23 protein-coding genes are annotated in these 20,367 nt (G+C 63.9%); 15 read left to right on the forward strand and 8 right to left on the reverse strand.

What is annotated here, in order from left to right:
• The first annotated feature begins 73 nt into the window (after positions 1–73).
• Complete coding sequence (locus IEV62_RS00775; RefSeq protein WP_188444861.1) at positions 74–2,722, forward strand: putative bifunctional diguanylate cyclase/phosphodiesterase; 2,649 nt, start codon at positions 74–76, stop codon at positions 2,720–2,722.
• A gap of 73 nt (positions 2,723–2,795) precedes the next feature.
• Here IEV62_RS00775 and IEV62_RS00780 read toward each other — a convergent pair whose 3' ends face one another.
• The gene (locus IEV62_RS00780; protein ID WP_188444862.1) at positions 2,796–3,437 is read right to left on the reverse strand and encodes a hypothetical protein; all 642 of its coding nucleotides are present in this window, start codon (positions 3,435–3,437) and stop codon (positions 2,796–2,798) included.
• Positions 3,438–3,560: 123 nt separating this feature from the next.
• Here IEV62_RS00780 and IEV62_RS00785 point away from each other — a divergent pair, with 123 nt between their 5' ends.
• The 4 genes from IEV62_RS00785 to IEV62_RS00800 all read left to right on the forward strand — a co-directional run bounded on the left by IEV62_RS00785 (position 3,561) and on the right by IEV62_RS00800 (position 8,633).
• Positions 3,561–4,217 carry a response regulator gene (locus IEV62_RS00785; RefSeq protein WP_188444863.1) on the forward strand — a complete coding sequence of 219 codons (657 nt, stop codon included), beginning with the start codon at positions 3,561–3,563 and terminating at the stop codon, positions 4,215–4,217.
• Between the two features lie 112 nt (positions 4,218–4,329).
• The gene (locus IEV62_RS00790) at positions 4,330–5,706 is read left to right on the forward strand and encodes an ATP-binding protein (RefSeq protein ID WP_188444864.1); all 1,377 of its coding nucleotides are present in this window, start codon (positions 4,330–4,332) and stop codon (positions 5,704–5,706) included.
• A 413-nt stretch (positions 5,707–6,119) separates the two neighbouring features.
• Positions 6,120–8,060: a ribonucleoside-diphosphate reductase subunit alpha gene (locus IEV62_RS00795; RefSeq protein WP_188444865.1), complete on the forward strand. Its 1,941-nt coding sequence runs from the start codon at positions 6,120–6,122 to the stop codon at positions 8,058–8,060.
• Positions 8,061–8,207: 147 nt separating this feature from the next.
• On the forward strand, positions 8,208–8,633 hold the full coding sequence (locus IEV62_RS00800) for an endonuclease domain-containing protein (protein ID WP_188444866.1): 426 nt from the start codon (positions 8,208–8,210) through the stop codon (positions 8,631–8,633).
• 68 nt (positions 8,634–8,701) lie between these two features.
• Here IEV62_RS00800 and IEV62_RS00805 read toward each other — a convergent pair whose 3' ends face one another.
• On the reverse strand, positions 8,702–8,962 hold the full coding sequence (locus tag IEV62_RS00805) for a DUF2171 domain-containing protein (RefSeq protein ID WP_188444867.1): 261 nt from the start codon (positions 8,960–8,962) through the stop codon (positions 8,702–8,704).
• Positions 8,963–9,033: 71 nt separating this feature from the next.
• Between IEV62_RS00805 and IEV62_RS00810 the strand changes: the two genes are divergently transcribed.
• The 4 genes from IEV62_RS00810 to IEV62_RS00825 are packed head-to-tail and all read left to right on the forward strand — an operon-like array spanning position 9,034 to position 10,899.
• A complete protein-coding gene (locus IEV62_RS00810; protein ID WP_188444868.1) occupies positions 9,034–9,351 on the forward strand; it encodes a hypothetical protein in 318 nt (105 codons plus the stop codon).
• The gene (locus IEV62_RS00815) at positions 9,348–9,548 is read left to right on the forward strand and encodes a hypothetical protein (protein ID WP_188444869.1); all 201 of its coding nucleotides are present in this window, start codon (positions 9,348–9,350) and stop codon (positions 9,546–9,548) included. Before IEV62_RS00810 ends, IEV62_RS00815 begins: the two co-directional genes overlap by 4 nt.
• A 40-nt stretch (positions 9,549–9,588) precedes the next feature.
• Positions 9,589–9,801, forward strand: coding sequence for a hypothetical protein (locus IEV62_RS00820; protein WP_188444870.1), 213 nt, complete (start codon positions 9,589–9,591; stop codon positions 9,799–9,801).
• A 39-nt stretch (positions 9,802–9,840) separates the two neighbouring features.
• On the forward strand, positions 9,841–10,899 hold the full coding sequence (locus tag IEV62_RS00825; RefSeq protein ID WP_188444871.1) for a ribonucleotide-diphosphate reductase subunit beta: 1,059 nt from the start codon (positions 9,841–9,843) through the stop codon (positions 10,897–10,899).
• Positions 10,900–11,071: 172 nt separating this feature from the next.
• Here the strand turns inward: IEV62_RS00825 and IEV62_RS00830 are convergent, their stop codons facing one another.
• Complete coding sequence (locus tag IEV62_RS00830) at positions 11,072–11,635, reverse strand: hypothetical protein (RefSeq protein ID WP_188445024.1); 564 nt, start codon at positions 11,633–11,635, stop codon at positions 11,072–11,074.
• A 4-nt stretch (positions 11,636–11,639) separates the two neighbouring features.
• On the opposite strand from IEV62_RS00830, the gene IEV62_RS00835 reads away from it, so the two are divergent.
• Together IEV62_RS00835 and IEV62_RS18140 are read left to right on the forward strand one after the other, a co-directional pair.
• Positions 11,640–11,870, forward strand: a complete 231-nt coding sequence (locus IEV62_RS00835) for a DUF4160 domain-containing protein (protein WP_229732739.1) — start codon at positions 11,640–11,642, stop codon at positions 11,868–11,870.
• Positions 11,863–12,126, forward strand: coding sequence for a DUF2442 domain-containing protein (locus IEV62_RS18140; RefSeq protein ID WP_229732740.1), 264 nt, complete (start codon positions 11,863–11,865; stop codon positions 12,124–12,126). The genes IEV62_RS00835 and IEV62_RS18140 overlap by 8 nt, the downstream gene beginning before the upstream one ends.
• Before the next feature lie 90 nt (positions 12,127–12,216).
• On the opposite strand, the gene IEV62_RS00845 is transcribed toward IEV62_RS18140, so the two are convergent.
• Positions 12,217–12,390, reverse strand: a complete 174-nt coding sequence (locus IEV62_RS00845) for a hypothetical protein (protein WP_188444874.1) — start codon at positions 12,388–12,390, stop codon at positions 12,217–12,219.
• A 274-nt stretch (positions 12,391–12,664) separates the two neighbouring features.
• Here IEV62_RS00845 and IEV62_RS00850 point away from each other — a divergent pair, with 274 nt between their 5' ends.
• The gene (locus tag IEV62_RS00850) at positions 12,665–13,297 is read left to right on the forward strand and encodes a hypothetical protein (protein ID WP_188444875.1); all 633 of its coding nucleotides are present in this window, start codon (positions 12,665–12,667) and stop codon (positions 13,295–13,297) included.
• Positions 13,298–13,504: 207 nt separating this feature from the next.
• Here the strand turns inward: IEV62_RS00850 and IEV62_RS00855 are convergent, their stop codons facing one another.
• Together IEV62_RS00855 and dxs are read right to left on the reverse strand one after the other, a co-directional pair.
• Positions 13,505–13,987 (reverse strand): c-type cytochrome, encoded by a 483-nt coding sequence (locus tag IEV62_RS00855; RefSeq protein WP_188444876.1) that lies wholly within the window; start codon positions 13,985–13,987, stop codon positions 13,505–13,507.
• A gap of 84 nt (positions 13,988–14,071) precedes the next feature.
• Positions 14,072–15,997: a 1-deoxy-D-xylulose-5-phosphate synthase gene (dxs, locus tag IEV62_RS00860; RefSeq protein ID WP_188444877.1), complete on the reverse strand. Its 1,926-nt coding sequence runs from the start codon at positions 15,995–15,997 to the stop codon at positions 14,072–14,074.
• A gap of 107 nt (positions 15,998–16,104) precedes the next feature.
• Between dxs and IEV62_RS00865 the strand changes: the two genes are divergently transcribed.
• Positions 16,105–16,644 carry a GNAT family N-acetyltransferase gene (locus tag IEV62_RS00865; protein ID WP_188444878.1) on the forward strand — a complete coding sequence of 180 codons (540 nt, stop codon included), beginning with the start codon at positions 16,105–16,107 and terminating at the stop codon, positions 16,642–16,644.
• A gap of 9 nt (positions 16,645–16,653) precedes the next feature.
• Here IEV62_RS00865 and IEV62_RS00870 read toward each other — a convergent pair whose 3' ends face one another.
• Positions 16,654–17,112, reverse strand: a complete 459-nt coding sequence (locus IEV62_RS00870; protein ID WP_188445012.1) for a Fur family transcriptional regulator — start codon at positions 17,110–17,112, stop codon at positions 16,654–16,656.
• Between the two features lie 82 nt (positions 17,113–17,194).
• The gene (locus tag IEV62_RS00875; RefSeq protein WP_188444879.1) at positions 17,195–17,587 is read right to left on the reverse strand and encodes a MerC domain-containing protein; all 393 of its coding nucleotides are present in this window, start codon (positions 17,585–17,587) and stop codon (positions 17,195–17,197) included.
• 256 nt (positions 17,588–17,843) lie between these two features.
• Between IEV62_RS00875 and IEV62_RS00880 the strand changes: the two genes are divergently transcribed.
• Positions 17,844–18,977 (forward strand): phosphatase PAP2 family protein, encoded by a 1,134-nt coding sequence (locus IEV62_RS00880; RefSeq protein WP_188444880.1) that lies wholly within the window; start codon positions 17,844–17,846, stop codon positions 18,975–18,977.
• Positions 18,974–20,119 carry a phosphatase PAP2 family protein gene (locus IEV62_RS00885; protein WP_188444881.1) on the forward strand — a complete coding sequence of 382 codons (1,146 nt, stop codon included), beginning with the start codon at positions 18,974–18,976 and terminating at the stop codon, positions 20,117–20,119. The genes IEV62_RS00880 and IEV62_RS00885 overlap by 4 nt, the downstream gene beginning before the upstream one ends.
• Positions 20,120–20,367: the final 248 nt, after the last annotated feature.

Consider the following 20,367-nt stretch of genomic DNA (forward strand, 5'->3'; position numbering starts at 1 on the left):
CAGTCTATCCTTACCGATCGTTTACCATGGGCCGCAGGCACTTTGGCAAGGTTCGCGGCCTAGGCAACACGCGATGCGGTCCCGTTTCAATCCCCTCCAGGCCCTGGCCTTTGCGTTGACGGCGTTTCGGACCGATCTGGTTCCCGGTGCGCGCGCATCGGAACCGCACCGCGATGCGCTCCGGATACAGGTGCGGCGGCTGGCCTCGACCTGGCCGTTCGCGCTCGTCGTGGCGAGCGCTGCGCCGGCGATTGTCTGTTGGGAATCGCGCCACGACGGCCTGCGCGCAATGATGGTGGTGGTACTATGGGGCGGCGTAATTGCGGGGCTGGGCCTGCTCCTGCTCGCCGCGGTCGCGCATCCCCGGGCGCGGCGGTGGTCGCCTTATGTCCATGTACGCATCGCCACGCTCGTCGGTACCGGGATCGCAGCGGCCTTGCTGTCGTTGCTCTATGCAACCGTCGCAGCAGGGTCTGGCGCGTTTCCCTTGATCAGCTTCGTCGCCGTATTCGGCGCGATCATCGTGACGATCATCGCGCTGCATCCGGTACGCGCGGCGACGCTCGGCTTCGCGCTCGGTCTGGTCGGCATGCTCGGCGTGCGCGACGGCTTCGGCACGGCATTTGGCATCGGGCTATGCTTCTTGCTGTGCCTCGCCGTCGCCACCTATCGGCTTGGAGTGTTCGATCGTCGCGCCGGCTCGCGGCGCGAGGTGGAGCAAGCGCAAGGGCGGATGGCATCGCGCCTGGTCGCCGAGTTCGAGGCGCATTCGAACGGCTGGTTCTGGCAAAGCGATGCGAACGGACGGATTACCTATCTTACCGAAAAGGTCGCAAACGAACTCGATCTGCCCGATGCGCCCGCGATCCGGGCACCGCTCACCAGCTTGTTCCGGATGGACAGCGCCACGCCTGAGACCGAGCGGACACTCGCTTTCCATCTCGCGTCGCGCACTGCTTTTTCCAATTATTCGGTGCGCCCGGCAAGCAATGCCAAGCTCGATCGCTGGTGGTCGATTTCCGGTCGCCCGGTGATCGACGATTTGGGTCATTTCGTCGGCTTCGTCGGCAGCGGTAGCGATCTGACCGAGCGCCGCCGCGCCGATGCCGAAATCACACGTCTTGCGCTGTTCGATGGGCTGACCGGGCTTGCCAACCGGCAGCGGCTGCGCCTCTCGCTCGATCAGACGCTCGCGCAGCGTCTGGCGCAACCGGGACACATGCGTTCCTCGGCACTGTTCCTGCTCGATCTCGATCGGTTCAAAGCGGTCAATGACACGCTGGGCCACCAGACCGGTGACGCGCTGCTGCGGCAAGTCGCGCAACGGCTGCAGCGCACGATCGGTGAGGCCGGGCTGGTCGGCCGCATCGGCGGCGACGAATTTCAGGTGATCCTGCCGACGATGGCCGACCGCGAAACGTTGAGCGAGCTCGCGCGCCGCGTGATCTTCGACTTGTCGCAGCCCTACAGCATCGACGGATCGGCAATCAGCATCGGCTGTTCGATCGGCGTCGCGCTGTCGCCCGATGACGGGACCGATGCCGAAACGCTGGTCCGCAACGCCGATCTCGCGCTCTATGCCGCCAAAGGCGACGGGCGTGGCATCCACCGCTTTTTTCGCGACGAGCTGCTGGTCGGCGCGCAAAGCCGCAAGCAGCTTGAGGACGATCTGCGCAATGCGCTGGCGAGCAACCAGTTCTACATCGTTTATCAGGCGGTGGTCAGTACGCGTTCCGAACGGATCGTCGGCTATGAAGCGTTGCTGCGCTGGGAACATCCGACGCGCGGCCTGATCAGCCCGACCGACTTCATTCCTGTCGCCGAGGATTGCGGGTTGATCGAGGCGATCGGCGAGTGGGTGCTGCGCACGGCGTGCATCGAAGCGGCGGGCTGGCCGAACGACGTCCGCGTCGCGGTCAACGTCTCGCCGATCCAGTTCGCCAACGCCGCGCTCCCCGCGATCGTCACCTCGGCGCTCGCGAAGTCGGGGATCGCGCCGCACCGGCTCGAACTCGAAATCACCGAAGGCGTGTTTGTCGATGAAACCGCCACGACCGAACAGATGTTCAGGACGCTCAAAGGTTGTGGCGTCCGCCTCGCGCTCGACGATTTCGGGACGGGCTATTCCTCGCTCGGCTATTTGAAAAAGGCGCCGTTTGACAAGATCAAAATCGATCAGAGCTTCGTAAAAGGCGCGACGATCGCGGGCAATCGCAACGCCGCGATCATCAAGGCGATCGTCAGCCTGGCCGATACGCTCGGCATGGAGACGACCGCGGAAGGCGTGGAAAATCACGACGAAGTCACACTGATCCGCGAACTCGGCTGCAGCCATATTCAGGGCTATGTCTACGGCAAGCCGGCGCGCGCCGCCGACGTGCTGATGCATTTGGCGATCGCGGACGGAATGGCGACCGCGAGCGGGTATCGGATCAGCCGATCCCCTCGCACCGCAATGCTGCGCACCGCGCGCATCCAATCGGGCGACGTGGTCGGCGAAGTGCGCATCCGCAACATCTCCGCGACCGGCGTGATGATCGAAGGGATCGATGTTGAGGACGGCACCGGCGATCTCGACGTGCTGATCGAGTTGCTCGAGGACCAGATGTTCCCGGCGACGCTGCGCTGGGCTGCCGACGGCAAGGCCGGCCTCGAATTCGCCGAGACCTTCAACATGGAACGTCTGGCAACGGCACCGGTGCCGTTGCGCAAGGCGGGGTAGGATGCGCTAGCTCCCCCCTAGACGGGCGGGCGTGCCCTTGCTCCCCTCCCTTCCAGGGAGGGGAGCAAATCGCTCAGCCCGCGCTGTTCGCCGTCACCGCAGCAGCAGCTGGCGGCGGCGGCGCACCCGCCCCATCCGGCCCGCCGTCCGCGCCATCATCCAGCCCACGGTCCGGCCCCCGATCTGGACCGAAGCCCTCGGCTCCGCCGGGACCTCTATGCGGGCCGTGTCGCCCACCCGGCCCCCCCGGCCCGCCACGCGGTGGCCCCATCGGTCGCAACGCCGTCACCGTGCCGTCCGCGCCGACGAGGAACGAGGCGTGGATCGTCCCGTCACGGAACGGCCCTTGCACCGTTACCGTTTGTCCAATGGCGACCAGGCTCGACTCGCCCCCCATGAAACCGTGACGCGGCCCCGCCTCGACCAGCGCCCGCCCGCTGCCATCGGCCAGGATGAAGGCACGGCCATAGATTTCGGCGACCTTGCCCCGCACCGTGACAATCGATCCGCCATCCGCCAGTGATCTGATCGCCACCGGGTTGGCCGGCGCCATTTCGGCCGCGGGCGCGCTCAGCTGCGCGAACGTCGCCCCACCACCGACCCCGACCGCGAGCAACGCTGCGGCAACCAGCGCGGTCTGCGTGGAAAAGCGCCGCGCACGCTTCGGTGCGGCCGGGGTTGGGGTCGGGGTCGGTCCTTCGATGTAATCGGTCATTATCGGCATTCCTTGGTGGTTGGTGTTGCCCTTTTTAGGGGATCACCCCACCACCCCGCTGAACCCGCCGGTTCAGCCCCGGTTTAGCGACGCGGCCTAGCAACCGGATCAAAGGACACATGCATGCGCATCCTGCTGGTCGAGGACGACACCGCGCTCGCCGACGGCATCGCCCGGGCGCTCCGCGCCGAACATTTCGCGGTCGATGTGGCCGCGAATGGCGAGGATGGCGCGCATCTCGGCGACACCGGCAGCTATGACGCGGCAGTGCTCGATCTCGGGCTGCCGATCAAATCGGGTCTCACCGTGCTGGAAGAATGGCGCGCCGCCGGGCGCGCGCTGCCCGTGCTGATCCTCACCGCGCGCGACGGCTGGTCGGAAAAGGTCTCCGGTTTCCGCGCCGGAGCCGACGATTATCTCACCAAACCGTTCCGCGTCGAGGAGCTCGTCATGCGGCTGCGCGCGCTGGTACGCCGGGCCGCTGGCCACGCCGCCGCGCGCATCGTCTGCGGGTCGGTCGCGTTCGATGCACAGACCGGTCAGGTCGAGCGCGACGGACTGCCCTTGCGCCTCACCGCGCTCGAATGGCGCGTGCTGACGACGCTGATGCTGCGCAAGGGCGTGGTGGTCGATCGGCTCGACTTGCTCGACCATGTCTATGAAGGCGATGCCGATCCCGATTCCAATTCGCTCGAAGTGATCGTCGGCCGCTTGCGCAAGAAGATCGGCGCAGAGCGGATCGAAACGGTGCGCGGGCGCGGGTATCGGGTGGTGGGATGATGGGGGTTACGCGATCCTTGTTGTTCTCCCGCGAAAGCGGGAGTCCAGAGCCACACGCATTGTGTTTGCAGCCCTGGACTCCCGCTTTCGCGGGAGAACACGGTGGGCGAACATGAACCTCCTCCCCCGCTCGCTCTACGGCCGCCTCCTCGCCACCGCACTGATCGCCACGCTGGCCGCGCTCGCTTTTGCCGCCTTTTCGATCGGCGCCGTGCTCGAGCGGTTCGTGATGCGCGGGCTCGACGATCGGCTCGACGCGCAGATCGCAGTGCTCGCGCAAGCCGTCCGCCCCGATGGCGGGATCGACCGCCGCCGCCTGATCCTCGCTGCCCCCTATGACGATCCGCGCGGCGGCTGGGGTTGGCGAATCGATGCAGCGGGCCGCACCACCGCCTCGCCTGCCCCGCCCGATCTCGGCGCGATGCTCGGGCCGCCAAATTCTTTCCTCGACTGGCACGACCGTCGTGATCGGAACCGCGCGCGCGCGCTCGATTGGCGCGATCACGACGGCCCGCGTCACGCGCGCAGCCTGATGCTCGCCACCCCCGCCGGCCCCGTCCGCATCACCGCCTCCGCTCCACGCGCGATCGTCGATCGTCCCTTGCGCGCCGCCATGATGCCGCTGCTCGGCTCGCTGCTGCTGCTCGGCCTCGCGCTGGCAGCGGCGACACTCGTGCAACTGCGCATCGGCCTGCGCCCGCTCAAGGCGATGCGCGAAAGCCTCACTGCGATCCGCGCCGGCAAGGCCGCCGCGCTGCCCGAAGACCAGCCGAGCGAGCTCGCCCCGCTCGTGAGCGAGATCAACGCGCTGCTTGCCGAAAATGCCGCCGCGCTCGCCAACGCCCGCGGCCATGTCGCCAATCTCGCGCACGGGCTCAAAACCCCGCTCGCGACGCTCGCACTCGCGCTCCCGCCGCACGACCCCGACGGCCTTTTGCGCGAACAGGTCGACCGAATTGACCACGCGGTGCGCCACCATCTCGGCCGCGCGCGCGCCGCAACGCCGGGCGGCGGGATGCGCGTCGCCACCGCGCTCGCGCCCGTGCTCGCCGACCTGACCGACGCCCTCGCCCGCATCCATGCCGAGCGCGGCGTCACCGCAAACGTGGAGATCGCGCCCGATCTCAGCGTCGCGGTCGACCGGCAGGATCTCGACGAACTGATCGGCAATCTGCTCGACAATGCGTGGCGCTGGGCCGCCACTCGAATCACTGTCACCGCCGCGGTTGGAGCAGACCCGCGCTTCATCCGCCTATGCATCGCCGACGACGGCGTCGGCATCGCGCCCGAAGCGCGCGTCGCAGCGCTTGCCGCCGGGCAGCGACTCGACGAACGCGGTGACGGCCATGGCTTCGGCCTGTCGATCGCGTACGAGCTTGCGACGCTCTATGGCGGCACGCTGACGCTCGAATCTGCGAGTCTCGGGGGCTTGGCTGCGGCCGTCGACCTACCGCAATCGCTTCGGACGTCGCATTCATCCGACGTGTGAAAAAAACGTCATGTTCCCGCTTCGGTCTCTTGCGTTTCGCCAACGCCAGCTTTGACCGCGCGTCGCACGATAGGGCCGATCGGGACTTGCTGTGAACCGAGTCAAAATAGCGACGAGTTGAGTCGCTAATTTGTCATTTACCGACTTGCGCCGCCGAGCGATCCGGCACAATCTGTTGGGGTTGAGTTCGGGGGCGAACCCAAGAACTGGTAGAACAGAGCCTGCAACCCCATATTGCAGAGACGTCCTGGCCTGTGTTTATAGCGCGGGGCGGACCTATTTTGTTCTCGTGTGGTCGCCCGGAAATGATAGCATGGGGGTTCGGCCCCCCGCTTCAAACGGACCGGGAACGCCCATTGTGAAATGGCGGCGCTCCGGTTCGATATGTGGCGGGAAAGACGAAGGCGATGACGATGGATTTTCGGGACAGCAGGGAAGCGAATACGGACATGGCCACCGATACGATCGAGGCGCTGACGACCAGCGCAGCCCCGCCCGTCAGCGACACGAGCGGCGCAAACCGCACACTCGCCGCGCGCGGTGATTCAAAGGAAGTGCGCGCGCAGCTTTACCCGGTCGAGGTCGACCATTCGCGCGACGCGTTGCTCACCGATTTCGGCAAGGACACGCTCAAGGACCGCTATTTGCTGCCCGGCGAAACCTTCCAGGATCTGTTCGTGCGCGTCGCGTCGGCCTATGCCGACGATGCCGGCCACGCGCAGCGGCTCTACAGCTATATTTCGCGGCTGTGGTTCATGCCCGCGACGCCCGTCCTGTCGAACGGCGGCACCGGGCGCGGCCTGCCCATCTCATGCTTCCTCAACTCGGTCCCTGACAGCCTCAACGGCATCGTCGACACCTGGAACGAGAATGTCTGGCTTGCGTCGCGCGGCGGCGGGATCGGCACCTATTGGGGCAATGTCCGCGGCATCGGCGAGCCGGTTGGCCTCAACGGCAAGACCAGCGGCATCATCCCGTTCGTCCGCGTCATGGATTCGCTGACGCTCGCGATTTCGCAGGGCTCGCTGCGCCGCGGTTCGGCGGCGGTGTATCTCGACGTGTCGCATCCCGAGATCGAGGAGTTCCTCGAAATTCGCAAACCCTCGGGCGATTTCAATCGCAAGGCGCTCAACCTGCATCACGGCGTGTTGCTGACCGACGCCTTTATGGAAGCGGTCCGCGCGGGCAGCGAATGGACGCTGACCAGCCCGAAGGACGGCTCGGCGCGCGCCACCGTCGATGCGCGCTCGCTGTTCCAGAAGCTGGTCGAGACGCGCCTCGCCACCGGCGAGCCGTACATCATCTTCTCGGATCACGTGAACAAGGCGATGCCCAAGCATCACCGCGATCTCGGCCTCAAGGTCTCGACCTCGAACCTTTGCAGCGAGATCACGCTGCCGACCGGCAAGGACCATCTCGGCAATGAGCGCACCGCGGTGTGCTGCCTGTCGTCGCTCAACCTCGAGACGTGGGACCAGTGGAAGGACGAAAAGGGCTTCATCGAGGACGTGATGCGTTTCCTCGACAACGTCCTGCAGGATTTCATCGACCGCGCCGAACCCGGCATGGAGCAAGCCGCTTACTCCGCGATGCGCGAGCGTTCCGTGGGTCTCGGCGTGATGGGCTTCCACTCCTTCCTGCAGGCGCGCGGGCTGCCGTTCGAAGGCGCGATGGCCAAGTCGTGGAACTTGCGCATGTTCAAGCACATCAAGGGCCAGGTCGACGAAGCCTCGATGCACCTCGCGACCGAGCGCGGTCCCTGCCCCGATGCCGCCGACATGGGCGTGATGGAGCGTTTCAGCTGCAAGATGGCGATCGCACCGACCGCATCGATCAGCATCATTTGCGGCGGCACCTCGGCGTGCATCGAGCCGATCCCCGCCAACATCTACACCCACAAGACGCTGTCGGGCAGCTTCTCGATCAAGAATCCGTATCTCGAAAAGCTGCTCAACGAGAAATCGAAGAACAGCGACGCGGTGTGGAATTCGATCCTCGAACAAGGCGGCTCGGTCCAGCATCTCGATTTCCTCAGCACCGAGGAAAAGGATTGCTTCAAGACCAGCTTCGAGATCGACCAGCGCTGGCTGATCGAGCTCCAGGCCGACCGCACGCCCTATATCGATCAGGCGACCTCGCTCAACCTGTTCATCCCCGCTGATGTCGAGAAGTGGGACTTGCTCATGCTCCACTTCCGCGCGTGGGAATTGGGCATCAAGTCGCTTTACTATCTCCGCTCCAAATCGGTGCAGCGCGCCGGTTTCGCCGGCGGGGTCGAGGCCGACAACACGATCGAAAAGCCGCAATTCGACATCGAAGTGAAGAATTACGATGAATGTTTGGCGTGTCAGTGAGGTGGCGGCGTTAAGTCACCCTCACCCTCCCATTGCTGACGCAATGGGCCCCTCCCTCTCCCACAGGGAGAGGGGTTGCGGCGCACCCAAATTCCCTCTCCCTGTGGGAGAGGGAGGGAGCGGCGAAGCCGCGGAAGGGTGAGGGCGATGCGCCTTTACGACAACCAGCCCTCCGGCACCGTTCCCCGTGCGCGACAACTCCGTCGTGACGCGCCCGAACCCGAGCGTTGGTTGCTGCGGGCGTTACGTGAGACATTTCCGACGCTGAAGTGGCGGCATCAGGCACCGGTCGGGCCATTCTATGCCGACATTCTGTGCTTTTCGGAGAAGCTGGTAATTGAAGTGGATGGCGACACGCATGCCGATCAGGCCGGGCGCGATGCAAGCCGGACCAAAATAATCGAAGGCGAAGGGTGCCGCGTTCTGCGCTTCTCGAACAACGACGTCATGGAAAATCGGGAAGGTGTAGTCGCCGCAATCTCCCTCTCCCTCCGGGAGAGGGAAGGGGCCCGCTCGGCGAAGCCGCGTGGGAAGGGCGAGGACAGCACAAATGAAAAGGGCAGCGCGGAATGACTCGCCCTGCCCTCACCCGACCTCGCTACGCTCGGCCACCCTCTCCCAAAGGGAGAGGGTTTAAAGGGTCACTTCTCTTCTTCGAACGTCACCGCCACGTCGGCGTTGGCGGAGAGGCGGACCGTGCCGTCCTCGACATCGGCGACCAGGCCGAGCGGGATGTAATGGTGATGCCCCTCATGCGCGCTGTGACCTTCGTTGACCTGCGCGCCCGAATCCTTCTTGGTCAGCTTGATGCGACCGCCCTCGACATGGTCGACGGTGCCGACATGGACGCCGTCCGCGCCGATGACCTCAGCATGTTCTTTAATCTGCGATGCGTCGACCATTTGCGTAGCTCCTGCGTTATCGTTGCTCGCTCCAAACGCGCTACCCGCGCAATGGATGCACGGGAGAACGTATGATGGGATTGTTACGCCTTCGCAGCGCCCTGCTCGCCGGACCGCTGCTGCTCGCCCCCCTGCTACTCACGGCGTGCGCGCATCAGGTGCCAAGCGCGGTCGCGCCTGCCGCACCCGGCTTCCTGCTCGGGCTGTGGCACGGCTTCATCTTCCCGGTCGCGTGGGTCGCATCGCTGTTCGTGCCCGATGTCGCGGTCTACGCCGTGCCCAACAATGGCGGCTGGTATGATTTCGGCTTCTTCATCGGCGTCGTGTTTCTGGGCGTCGGGTCGCACCGCAGCAAGACCGTCTATATCAACCGCACGGTGCGGCGATGACCGTTTCGATCGTGATCATGTACGTCGTCGCAGCGCTGTTCGGCGCAAGCGGCACCGCGCTGCTGCTCGCGCTGATCCGGCAGACGAGCGAGGCCAAAGTCTATGCCTTCCGCATGGTCGGCATCATGGCGCTGTCGCTGTGCATCGTGCTGGCGATGAGTGCCACCGCGATGTGGCGCTGGAGCATGGCGGCATGAACAGTTTTGCCGATATCCCTCGGCCGTGGAGTGAGACATTTTGACCAATGCCTTTGATCTGTTCGGCGTTATCATCGCGCTCAATATCGTGTATTTCGGCTGGGTGGTCGGATTCGTCGTCGGCTCGCCCAAGGGGCTGTCAGCCGGCAAGTCTCCGCCACCGGCCAAAAGCCCGGGCCGCCGCGGCCTCGGCATCGGCATGATCGCGCTCGGCCTCGGCTATGCGGTGTTCAGCCTCTCGCACTTGCTCTGATCCACCCCCCTTTTTCGTCCATCACTTCAGGAAATCCCGATGTCGCTCACCGAAGCCCGCAAGCAGTATAAGCCGTTCGAATACCCCTGGGCGTTCGATTTCTGGAAGCGTCAGCAGCAAATCCACTGGATGCCCGAGGAAGTGCCCTTGGGCGAGGATTGCCGCGACTGGGCGCAGAAGCTCAGCGATCATGAGCGCAACCTGCTCACGCAGATCTTTCGTTTCTTCACCCAGGCCGATGTCGAGGTGCAGGATTGCTATCACGAGAAATACGGCCGTATCTTCAAGCCGACCGAGATCAAGATGATGCTCGCGGCGTTCAGCAACATGGAGACGGTGCACATCGCCGCCTACAGCCATTTGCTCGACACGATCGGCATGCCCGAGAGCGAATATGGCGCCTTCCTCGAATATAGCGAGATGAAGGACAAGCACGACTATCTGCAGAATTTCGGCGTCGACACCGACGAGGACATCGCCAAGACGCTCGCGATGTTCGGCGGCTTTACCGAGGGGCTGCAGCTCTTCGCCAGCTTCGCGATGCTGATGAACTTCCCGCGCTTCAACAAGATGAAGGGCATGGGGCAGATCGTCACCTGGTCGATCCGCGACGAGAGCCTGCACTGCGAAGGCATCATCAAGCTGTTCCACACCTTCGTGCGCGAACGCGATTGCTTCACCAAAGCGGTGAAATCGGACATTCGCGAGATGTGCCAGCACACCGTCCATCTCGAGGACAATTTCGTCGATCTCGCCTTCGAAATGGGTCCGGTCAACGGCATGACCGCGAAGGAAATCAAGAAGTACGTCCGCTTCACCGCCGATTGGCGCCTCGGCCAGCTCGGCCTCAAGCCGATCTTCATGATCGACGAACATCCGCTGCCGTGGTTAGCGCCCATGCTCAACGGCGTCGAGCACGCCAATTTCTTCGAACAGCGCGCGACGGAATATTCGAAGGCCGCGACGCGCGGGAATTGGAACGAAGTGTGGGACGGGTTCGATAAGCGGCAGAAGGCGAAGGCTGGGCCTGCGGCGAATGAGGCGGATGACGCAGAGGGCGGGGATATGTTCTCGCGGGCTGGGGTGGCGGCGGAGTAAGTCGCGCCGGGCGCGGGATTAGCGCCGCTAATCCCCGCCTCAAGGCGCGACCGGCCGGCGGCGCCTAAAGCGCCGACCGACGGCACGGGCTTTGCCCGTGGCGCGTCCGAATGGCGAATTATCGATACTCAGCTAATCTGTGTCCGTAGGCCGAATACGCTTGGATAACTTATTACAAAAGACGATAAGTTCCTCTGTCATTTACAAATTCTAACAATCCTCTATCCCGCATTTCCTGCAGTTCGCGGCTTAATGTCATCGCAGGAGTCGCGCCAACCGACCCTGTCTGCTCAACGATGTTCAGGAGTTCGGCGTCAATAAGCGCCTGCCGTTCGAATACCATATCTCCGGTGTTTGCCACGTGACGTCGTACCGCCTGTTCAACTGCTTCCGTCCAACTTGTCATCGGAATCCCAAACTTGTCCGTTTCGGAGCGATTTACCTCCATCCCCAATGGAAATAAAAGTACCCTCCGATATACAGTAGCGCAATCGCAGAACTCGGGGAACGCTAGATGCGCGTAACTTTTGTTTGCAATCGTTGCGGAGGAAAAACCGTTACGCGCGACGCTTGGGCCGATTGGGACCAAGATAAGCAGGAGTGGGCGTTGGGTGCTGTATTCGATTACGCCTTCTGCCACGAATGCGAGGAAGAAACCAATCTTGAAGAAATCGAACTCCGGCCGGTAGCTTAATCGAGAGATGCCCATTATCTCGCTCTTCTTCGGCATCGTCATCAGAATGTACTTCGACGATCATCCGCCGCCCCACTTCCATGCCACCTATCAGGGCTTCGAAGCGTTCGTTGCTATCGAGACCGGCGAGATCGTCGCAGGCACGCTTCCCAAAAAGGCCGCTCGCATCGTCCGCCAATGGGCGCTGGACCACCAAGCCGAACTCGTGGCAAACTGGCAGCGCGGCATTTCGTTGATGCCGATGGAGATGATCCCCGGAGCAGACCTCGATGATTAAGCTCGTCCAGATCAATCCCGACGGCGACGCCACGCTGTGGCTGACCTTTTCCGATGGCGCGACCGCCCGCTGGTCCGCCGCCGACTACATCGCGCGCGACACGGTGATGACCCGCCCCCTCGCCGATCCGGCCTATTTCGCGCGCGCGTTCATCGAGGCAGGTTCGCTGGCATGGCCCAACGGCTTCGAACTCTCCGCCGATGCGCTCCACCGCCGCCTCGACTCCGCAGGCGCGCTGGTGCGGGAGGCCGCATAGCAGCTGACCACGCGATCCGCCGCACGATCATCATCCTGTGCGATCCAGTCGCGGATCGCGATCAGATCGTCCCGCGCTTGCGGCGTGAAGCTAACCCTCAAGCTTGAGATCGCGCCAGACTTGCTCGAGCGGGATCATCGCCGCGCGGTCCTTGCTTTGCGCCGAACCACGCTCGACCTTCGCACGCTGCCAAGCGGCATGGCCGCGCTCCACAGCACCGGCTTCCTCGGTCACTTTCTCGGCAGGGACAGTCACGATTGCCATTTTGGCAACATATCCCAGCGCCCGGTGCAAGGGAAGTGGCGCCAACCCACTTCCCTTCCCCGGCGAAGGCCGGGGCCCAGTTGCGGGCCGTCGATGACGAAGCGCTTCCCGCCGCCACATTCGCCTCGCTGCTGGGCCCCGGCCTTCGCCGGGGAAGGGCTATTCGTGGGGGTGCGCCAATTGGTATGCCAACACCGTTACGGAAATACGCCGCGCTGTCCTACACGAACCAGAACGGTTAAATAGTCGCGCTCCTACAACCAAGGAGCACCCCATGTTCAGTGACGAACAAATCGCCGACCATCCCAACCCCGACCTCCTGATCAACATGAACATCGCCGACGAGAAAATCGCGGCGGAGGATGCTGCGAAACGACGCGCCAATTACGAAGCCGTCCAGCTCGCCCGCCACCGGATCAACGGATGGACGGCGGAGCGGCAGCGCACCTTCCTCGCCGCGCTCGCCGACACCGGCTGCGTCTCGGTCGCGGCGGAGGCGGCGGATATCACGCCACGCTCGTGCTACCGGCTGCGCCGCCATCCGAAGGGTGCCGCCTTTGCCAAGGCGTGGGACGACGCGCTGCTGGTCGCGACCGGGCGGCTCGTCGCGATCGCGTTCAAACGCGCGATCGTCGGCACCCCGCGCGAGATCTGGCGCGGCGGCAAGCTGATCGCCGAAATGTCGATCCCGTCGGACAAGATGCTGATGTTCATGCTGCAGCGCCTGTTTCCGCTCATCTACGGCCAGACCGGCCCCGGCAACGGAACGGTCGAGGCGCAAATCGAGCGCGCCCGCGCCGCCTTGCCCGCCACGCTCGGCGCGCTGACCGATGTGGACGAGGAGAGCCCCGACGCGCTGGTCTCCGAGGATTACATGCCCCAGCCGCCGCGCGACGAAGGCGCCTGAGGTGCCGGGCGCAAGGTCGCCAATGGTGCGACTCGGTGTGACTTTAGCGCCCGCCCCGCACCCGCGATGGTGTGACTCGTGTGACTTTAGCGGGGGTATTACAGCACCGCGGCAAAGCCGCGGCGTCGGACGCGGCTGCTGGCCGCGCCGGCCGGCGGGCGCGCTGGAGGCGCGATTTAGCTTGCGCTAAATCTTGCGCGCACCCGCTCATGCCTTGGGCGGCACATGATACACCGCGTGGCACGCCCCGCACGTCTTGCCCACCGCATCCACCTGCGCGGTGAACCCCGCTGTGTCGCCCGCCTTGGCCAGCTCGGCGAGCTTATCGGCGGCGGCGGCATAGTCGGCGGCCTTGGCGGCGAAGCCCGCGCGGTCGGTCCACACATTGGGGAGCGCCTCGCTCGGCGCAACATTGCTGCCCGCCGGGAACATGCCGGGGATCGCGCGCGCCCATCCGGCGAGTGCGCGGGCCTGTCCGGCAACCTTGGTCAGATCATCGCCGCGCGCGGCAGCCGCCTTCAAATTCCCCAGGGTGGCGCCCGACAGGCGGAACGCCGCACGGCGGCCCTGCACGATGTCACTCGCGGGGGAACTCGCCGCCGGGGCGACCGCTGGCGCGGTCTGGGCAAGAGCCGCAACGCCGCCCCCTGCGATGAGGAGCGTGGGGAGGATCAGGGTCGCTAGGCGCATGACGGTTTCCTTCGGCTGGAAAGCGTCAAGGCTAATCCCGAAAACCGCAGGCAGCAATCGGTCGCGCGTTCGCGCCCGTCCCGATCAGGCCCGCGCGCCCTCCGCGACCGTCCCCGAATTGTGGCGCAGCGCCTTGAGCACCGTCTCGACGATCGCATCGGCATCAAGCCCAGCTTGGGCATATTGCACCTCGGGCTTGTCCTGGTCCTGAAAGATGTCGGGCAAGCGCAGCGTGCGCAGCTTGAGCCCGGCATCGATCAAGCCATCATCCGACGCAAAGGTCAGCACGTGCGCACCGAGCCCGCCGACCGCGGCCTCCTCGATCGTGACCGCCACTTCGTGCGTCGTCAGCAGCTTGCGGATGAGGTCCTCGTCGAGCGGCTTGGCGAAGCGCAGATCGGCGACGGTGGTGCTGAGCCCCCGGGCCTCGAGCGCCTCGGCCGCCTTCAACGCCTCGCCCAGCCGCGTGCCGAGCGAGAGGATCGCCACCTTGTGCCCTAGCCGGACGATCCGGCCCTTGCCGATCTCGAGCTGCTGCGCTTGCGCCGGCAGCTCGACCCCGGTGCCATTGCCGCGCGGATAACGAATCGCGATCGGCCCGCTATCGTGCAGCACCGCGGTGTGCGTCATATGGACCAGCTCGGCTTCATCGGCCGGGGCCATCACCACCATATTGGGCAGCGTGGCGAGATAGGTCACGTCGAACGACCCGGCATGCGTCGCGCCGTCCGCCCCAACGAGGCCCGCACGGTCGATCGCGAAGCGGACGGGGAGGTTCTGGATGCACACGTCGTGGACGACTTGGTCATAGGCGCGCTGCAGGAAGGTCGAATAGATCGCGCAGAATGGCCGCATCCCCTGCGCGGCAAGGCCCGCGGCGAAGGTGACCGCATGCTGTTCGGCAATGCCGACGTCGAAGAAGCGGTCGGGATGCGCCTTGCTGAACGCATCGAGCCCGGTCCCCGACGGCATCGCCGCGGTGATCGCGCAGATCGTCGGGTCGCTCTCGGCTTCCTTCGACAGCTGCGCGCCGAACACGTTCTGATATTGCGGCGGCCCTGGAGGGGCCTTGGACTGGACGCCCGAGATCACGTCGAACTTCTGCACGCCGTGATATTTGTCCGCTGCGGCTTCCGCCGGACCGTAGCCCTTGCCCTTCTTGGTCACGACATGGACCAGGATCGGGCCTTCCTCGGCATCGCGGACGTTTTCGAGCACCGGGATCAACTGGTCGAGGTTGTGCCCGTCGATCGGCCCGACATAATAAAAGCCGAGTTCTTCGAACAGCGTACCGCCCATCGCGATGCCGCGGGCAAATTCGTCGGTCTTGCGCATCCCCGCCGCGATCGGCTTGGGCAAATGCTTGGCAAGCTTGCGCGCCAGATCGCGAAAACCCAGGAACTCGCGGCTCGACACTATTCGGCTGAGATAGGCCGACAGCCCGCCGACCGGCGGCGCGATCGACATATCGTTATCGTTGAGGATGACGACCAGCCGGTTGCCGGCTTGGGCCGCGTTGTTCATCGCCTCATATGCCATGCCCGCCGACATCGCGCCGTCGCCGATCACCGCGATGCCCTTGCCGGGCTTGCCCGCTATCTTGTTGGCGATCGCAAAGCCGAGGCTGGCCGAGATCGAGGTCGACGAATGCGCCGCGCCGAACGGATCGTACTCGCTCTCGCTGCGCTTGGTGAAGCCCGACAGGCCGCCGCCCATGCGCAGCGTGCGGATGCGGTCGCGCCGCCCGGTCAGGATCTTGTGCGGATAGCATTGGTGGCCCACGTCCCACACGAGCTTGTCGTTGGGAGTGTCGAACACATAGTGAATCGCGACGGTCAGCTCGACCACGCCCAGCCCCGAACCCAGATGCCCGCCGGTCACGCCGACCGCGGCGATCGTTTCCTGGCGCAACTCGTCGGCGAGCTGCCGCAACTGCGTCGGCGCGAGCGCACGAAGATCGGAGGGGAGCTGGACCGTGTCGAGCAACGGCGTTGTGAGTACGTCAACCATCCCCCTGTTTAGCGCCGCTCCGGGGCCGTGTCGATTGTCGGATCAACACCACTTTGAGACGCCACATTTTCTTGACGAATGATGCATCGGCGCACCACATATGGGGGATGCCCGGCCTCACCTACCGCCTCGCGACCGAGGCCGATATCCCCGCGATCGCAACGCTGATGGAACGCGCGATCGAGTCGCTGCAGCGCCCCTTTCTCTCCTCGGCGCAGGTCATGGCGAGCCGGTTGAGCATGGGGCTCGATACGCAATTGATCGCCGACCGCACCTATTTCCTGGTCGAACAGGATGGCGTGCCGGTCGGCTGCGGCGGGTGGAGCTACCGCGCCACGCTGTATGGCGGCGACCACAGCGCGGCGCTACGCGATGTCCGCACGCTCGATCCGGCGCGCGATGCCGCCCGAATCCGCGCGATGTATACCGATCCTGCCTATGTCCGGCGCGGGATCGGGCGGCTGGTGCTGGCATTGTGCGAGGATGCCGCGCGCGCGGCGGGCTTCCGCCGGGTCGAGATGATGGCGACGCTGGCGGGCGAGCCGCTCTACCTCGCGTGCGGCTATCAACCGATCGAACGGGTGATGAAAATGGCGGAAACCGGCCCGGCGGTGCCCGGTGTCCGGATGGGCAAGGACTTGCCCTGAAGCGTTAGATCAGTCGCACGTCGCGCATTTACCGCGGACTTCGATTACCGGGCGCACTGGCGAGAAACCGGCCGCCTCCGCTGCCAGACGCACGCCCCGGGTGATGCTATCGTCATCGAGATGCGTGGTTTGCCCGCACGTGTCGCACACCAGGAAGATGCAGTCGTGCAGGCAATCGGGATGGGCGTTGGCGATGTATGCGTTCGAACTCTCGACTCGCCGCGCCAGGTTCGCGCCGACGAACAGATCGAGGATGCGATACACGCTGTTGGCGGCGACGCGGCGCCCCTCGGTCTTGGAGACCGCCTCGGCAATGTCATAGGCCGAGGCCGGCTTGTCGAACCCGGCGAGCGCGCGGAAGATATTGGCGCGCATCACGGTCCATTGCTCGCCCGATTTTTCGAGCGTTGCTTGTGCTGCCGTTGCAAGATCGGCGCCTTGCGGCTCGTGATGATGATGCGCTGCCATCGTCCAGAGATAGGCTCTCGGCACCCGCCCCGCAATGCGCCGACTCGCGGCAGACTCTTGGGGCCAGACGCTTCGAGCTCGCCTAGCTGGCCGCGCGCCGGTTGAGGTCGTGGCCAAGCGCGAGGATCGCGACGCCGATCAACGTCCACACCGTCTCCATGCCAGACCCGTCGTGCGGCAGCGAAATCGCCCCCGCCATCGTACCCAGCCCGGCCGAGCCGACCACGGCCGGGATCATATAGCCATGTGCGAAAATCCCGCGCCCAAGTGCCAATATCCCGAAACCGATCGCGATCGTCAGGCCGATTTCATGGAACAGCGGGTTGAGCAATAGCCCGCCTGCGGTCGAGGCCAGCGCGATGAACACCGAACTCGCGATGCAATGCACCACGCACAGCCCCGACAGGCCGATCGCCATATTATCGAAGCGCTGCTCGATCCAGTTGACCGCGGGGGTGTAAGCGAGAGTCGTCATGCTGGCCGCCATGTGGCACGGCGAGCGACAAGTTACAACATATCATCTTACGGTTTTTGAGCGGCGTGGGCATTTCCTATGTGCCGCGCCCCGTGACGCCGCACCAACACCGCGCCCCACTTGAGCGAATCATGCCCCGCCGCACAGCGCTGCGGCAACGGAGCGCTGTCCGGAGATCTTTGCTGATCCTTCACTACAAGATATTTTGATGCGAAAGTAACGTACCGGTAAGGAGCGCATTGTTATTTAACGCTGCATGAGCTCTGATTCGATCAGCAACCCTTTTGTTGTTGCTGCACCATTAATTGTTGCTACAACATATGCGTTTGTCGTTATAATGTGCTGGGGTAGTGGTCATACAGCAGAACTGATCGCACTTTGCACGGGCTACGTATCTGCTATCATGGCGGCATGTGTTTTTAACGCAAGCGCGATACTGGTCTATGCGGTCTGGATCCGTCGACGTCGGGGCGAGGCGACTTCGGTCACGTCACTGATCTGTCATTTTTTGTTGGAACGATGGCGGGTCGACCGAGGTCTGTCGTTATGGCAACCCTTGCTGACTTTCATCGTTCTGATGACCGCATTCACGTTTTTCAAGCAATCGGCGTTGCGAGGCGCTGGCTTTGGCTATGGTCCATGGTTTGCTGATGCGGACCGGACGCTGTTTGGGACCGATCCCTGGCGCATCACCCACATTCTGTTTGCCTCGCCTTGGTCGACCCAGGCGTTGGATCTGGCGTATCACGCGTGGTTCGCGCCGATGACGCTCGGCGTGGCATTTTGCGCTTTTGCGAAGCCGGGCTCAATTCTGTCGTGGCGCTACCTGCTTTCTTACTGTCTCCTTTGGATCGTGCTCGGGTCACTCATGGCCTATGCTTTTCCCGCCGCTGGGCCAGTTTACTTTGCTGAGTTCCAGCACCAAGCGGGGCGCTTTGCCGAGCTGTCACAATTGCTGGCGTCCGAGGATGCGACGCTCCGGATGCATGGCGCGAGCGGGCTGAGTGCGCTCACCTATCAGCAGCATCTTCTTGTCAACTTCAAGCACGGAACGATCGTGATGGGCGGGGGTATTTCGGCGATGCCGTCGCTCCACAACGCCTTGGCGGTGCTGTTCGCTTGTGTCGCCTGGCATCTGTCGCGTTCGCTGGGGCGAATCATGACGGGCTATGCCGCCATCGTCTGGATCGGTTCGATCCATCTCGGCTGGCATTATGCGCTCGACGGCGTCGTGGCGTTTGTGGCGACCATCGCCCTTTGGTCGCTGTCAGGTTTGATGATCCAGAGCGCGCGAGGGCGTTTATACGCTAAACCGTGGTTATCGCGATCCGTCGCGACGGCCATGCTCGCCGGGACATTGTGGCGACGCCGCAGGGAGCGGAGCCGATGACCCCGACTATTCGGCGATCCTCCAGAATCAAGGCAGACGACGGCTATACGATGCCGCCGCTTCAGCCGATTGTGATGCCATTTATCTTCGCATTTCTCTACGCGACTTGCGTCTACCTGCTCGTGCGCGATCCCTTGATCGACTGGACGTCGGTCGCTCGGCTGAAAAGTAAGGGCTTTATCTGCGCGATAACGCTTGTCGCGCCCGTCATGTTGCTTGGCAAAATGGCGTACAACCACCGGTACGGGATCGATGAGTCGGTCACCGATATCGTCCGCACGTTCGTCCGGACGCGCATCCGCCCCGGATGGGGGCTCCCCTTCCTGACGCCCTTGCTCACCGCAATCTTGGTTGGCACCGCGTATAACGTTTTCAAGCAGCGAATGCTGCCATCGACGGGATATGGCTATGACGGCGTTCTCGCAGGGATAGATCGTAGCGTCTTCGGTACCGATCCTTGGCGGCTGACCCATACTCTGCTGCCCAGTGCAGAGGCCACGCGGATCATCGATCTGGCCTATCATCCCTTCTTCTTTCCGATGACAATGGGAATTGCGATCTGCACGTTCCTGCCGCTCGATTCGCGCCACCGCCTCCGACACACGCTGTCTTTTGCGATGCTGATCATCGTTCCGACGAGCCTTGTTGCGGCACTGGTGCCGGCGGTGGGGCCTTGCTTCGAAGCATTTTACCACCAGAATCTGCAGTTCGCCGAATTGACCAACACGCTTGCAGCGCAACAGGCTAGCCTTGTCGCCAACGGCTATCCCGGATTTGAATCGCTCGCCGCCCAAGCAAAACTGCAGTCGCTTTTGGGCGCGCCCAGCATCGCGGATGGCGGCGGCATCGCGGCGCTGCCGTCGATGCACAATGCGTTATCCACATTGTTCCTGTGCTTCGTGATGGGTTTCAGCCGCCATTGGCTGTGGCTGGCGGTGCCGTATAGCGCACTCATTCTGTTCGGGTCAGTCCACCTTGGCTGGCACTACGCGATCGACGGTGTCGTTGGCATCGCGCTCGCATTCCTGATGTGGCGGATCGCCGGGCCGATTGCCGATGCCGGCCTTGCCCAGCACCCAATTAGACGTGCAATCCGGAACGGCCGTGCCACATTCGGCCGGATTGCCACGCCAAGCATGTAGCGACGTACCGGCCTCGCCGAACTGGGACAACGGTTGCGCTTATGGTCGCGCCATTGGCAGATTCCGGCTCAAATCGAGGGCTGTGGCCCGGCCGTGATTGGCGCACGGTGTCGTTATCGACCGATCCAACGGGCCGCAGCTTAAGCGATCGGCGTTTCTGAACGCCGTCGATCTGCGACCCAGCAAACCCCGCAACCATGCCCCACCCCCAAAATTTGCACCCGCACACCCAAAATCCACAATCGACG

The sequence above is a fragment of the Sphingomonas psychrolutea genome (assembly GCF_014636175.1).
Taxonomy (GTDB): Bacteria; Pseudomonadota; Alphaproteobacteria; order Sphingomonadales; family Sphingomonadaceae; genus Sphingomonas; species Sphingomonas psychrolutea.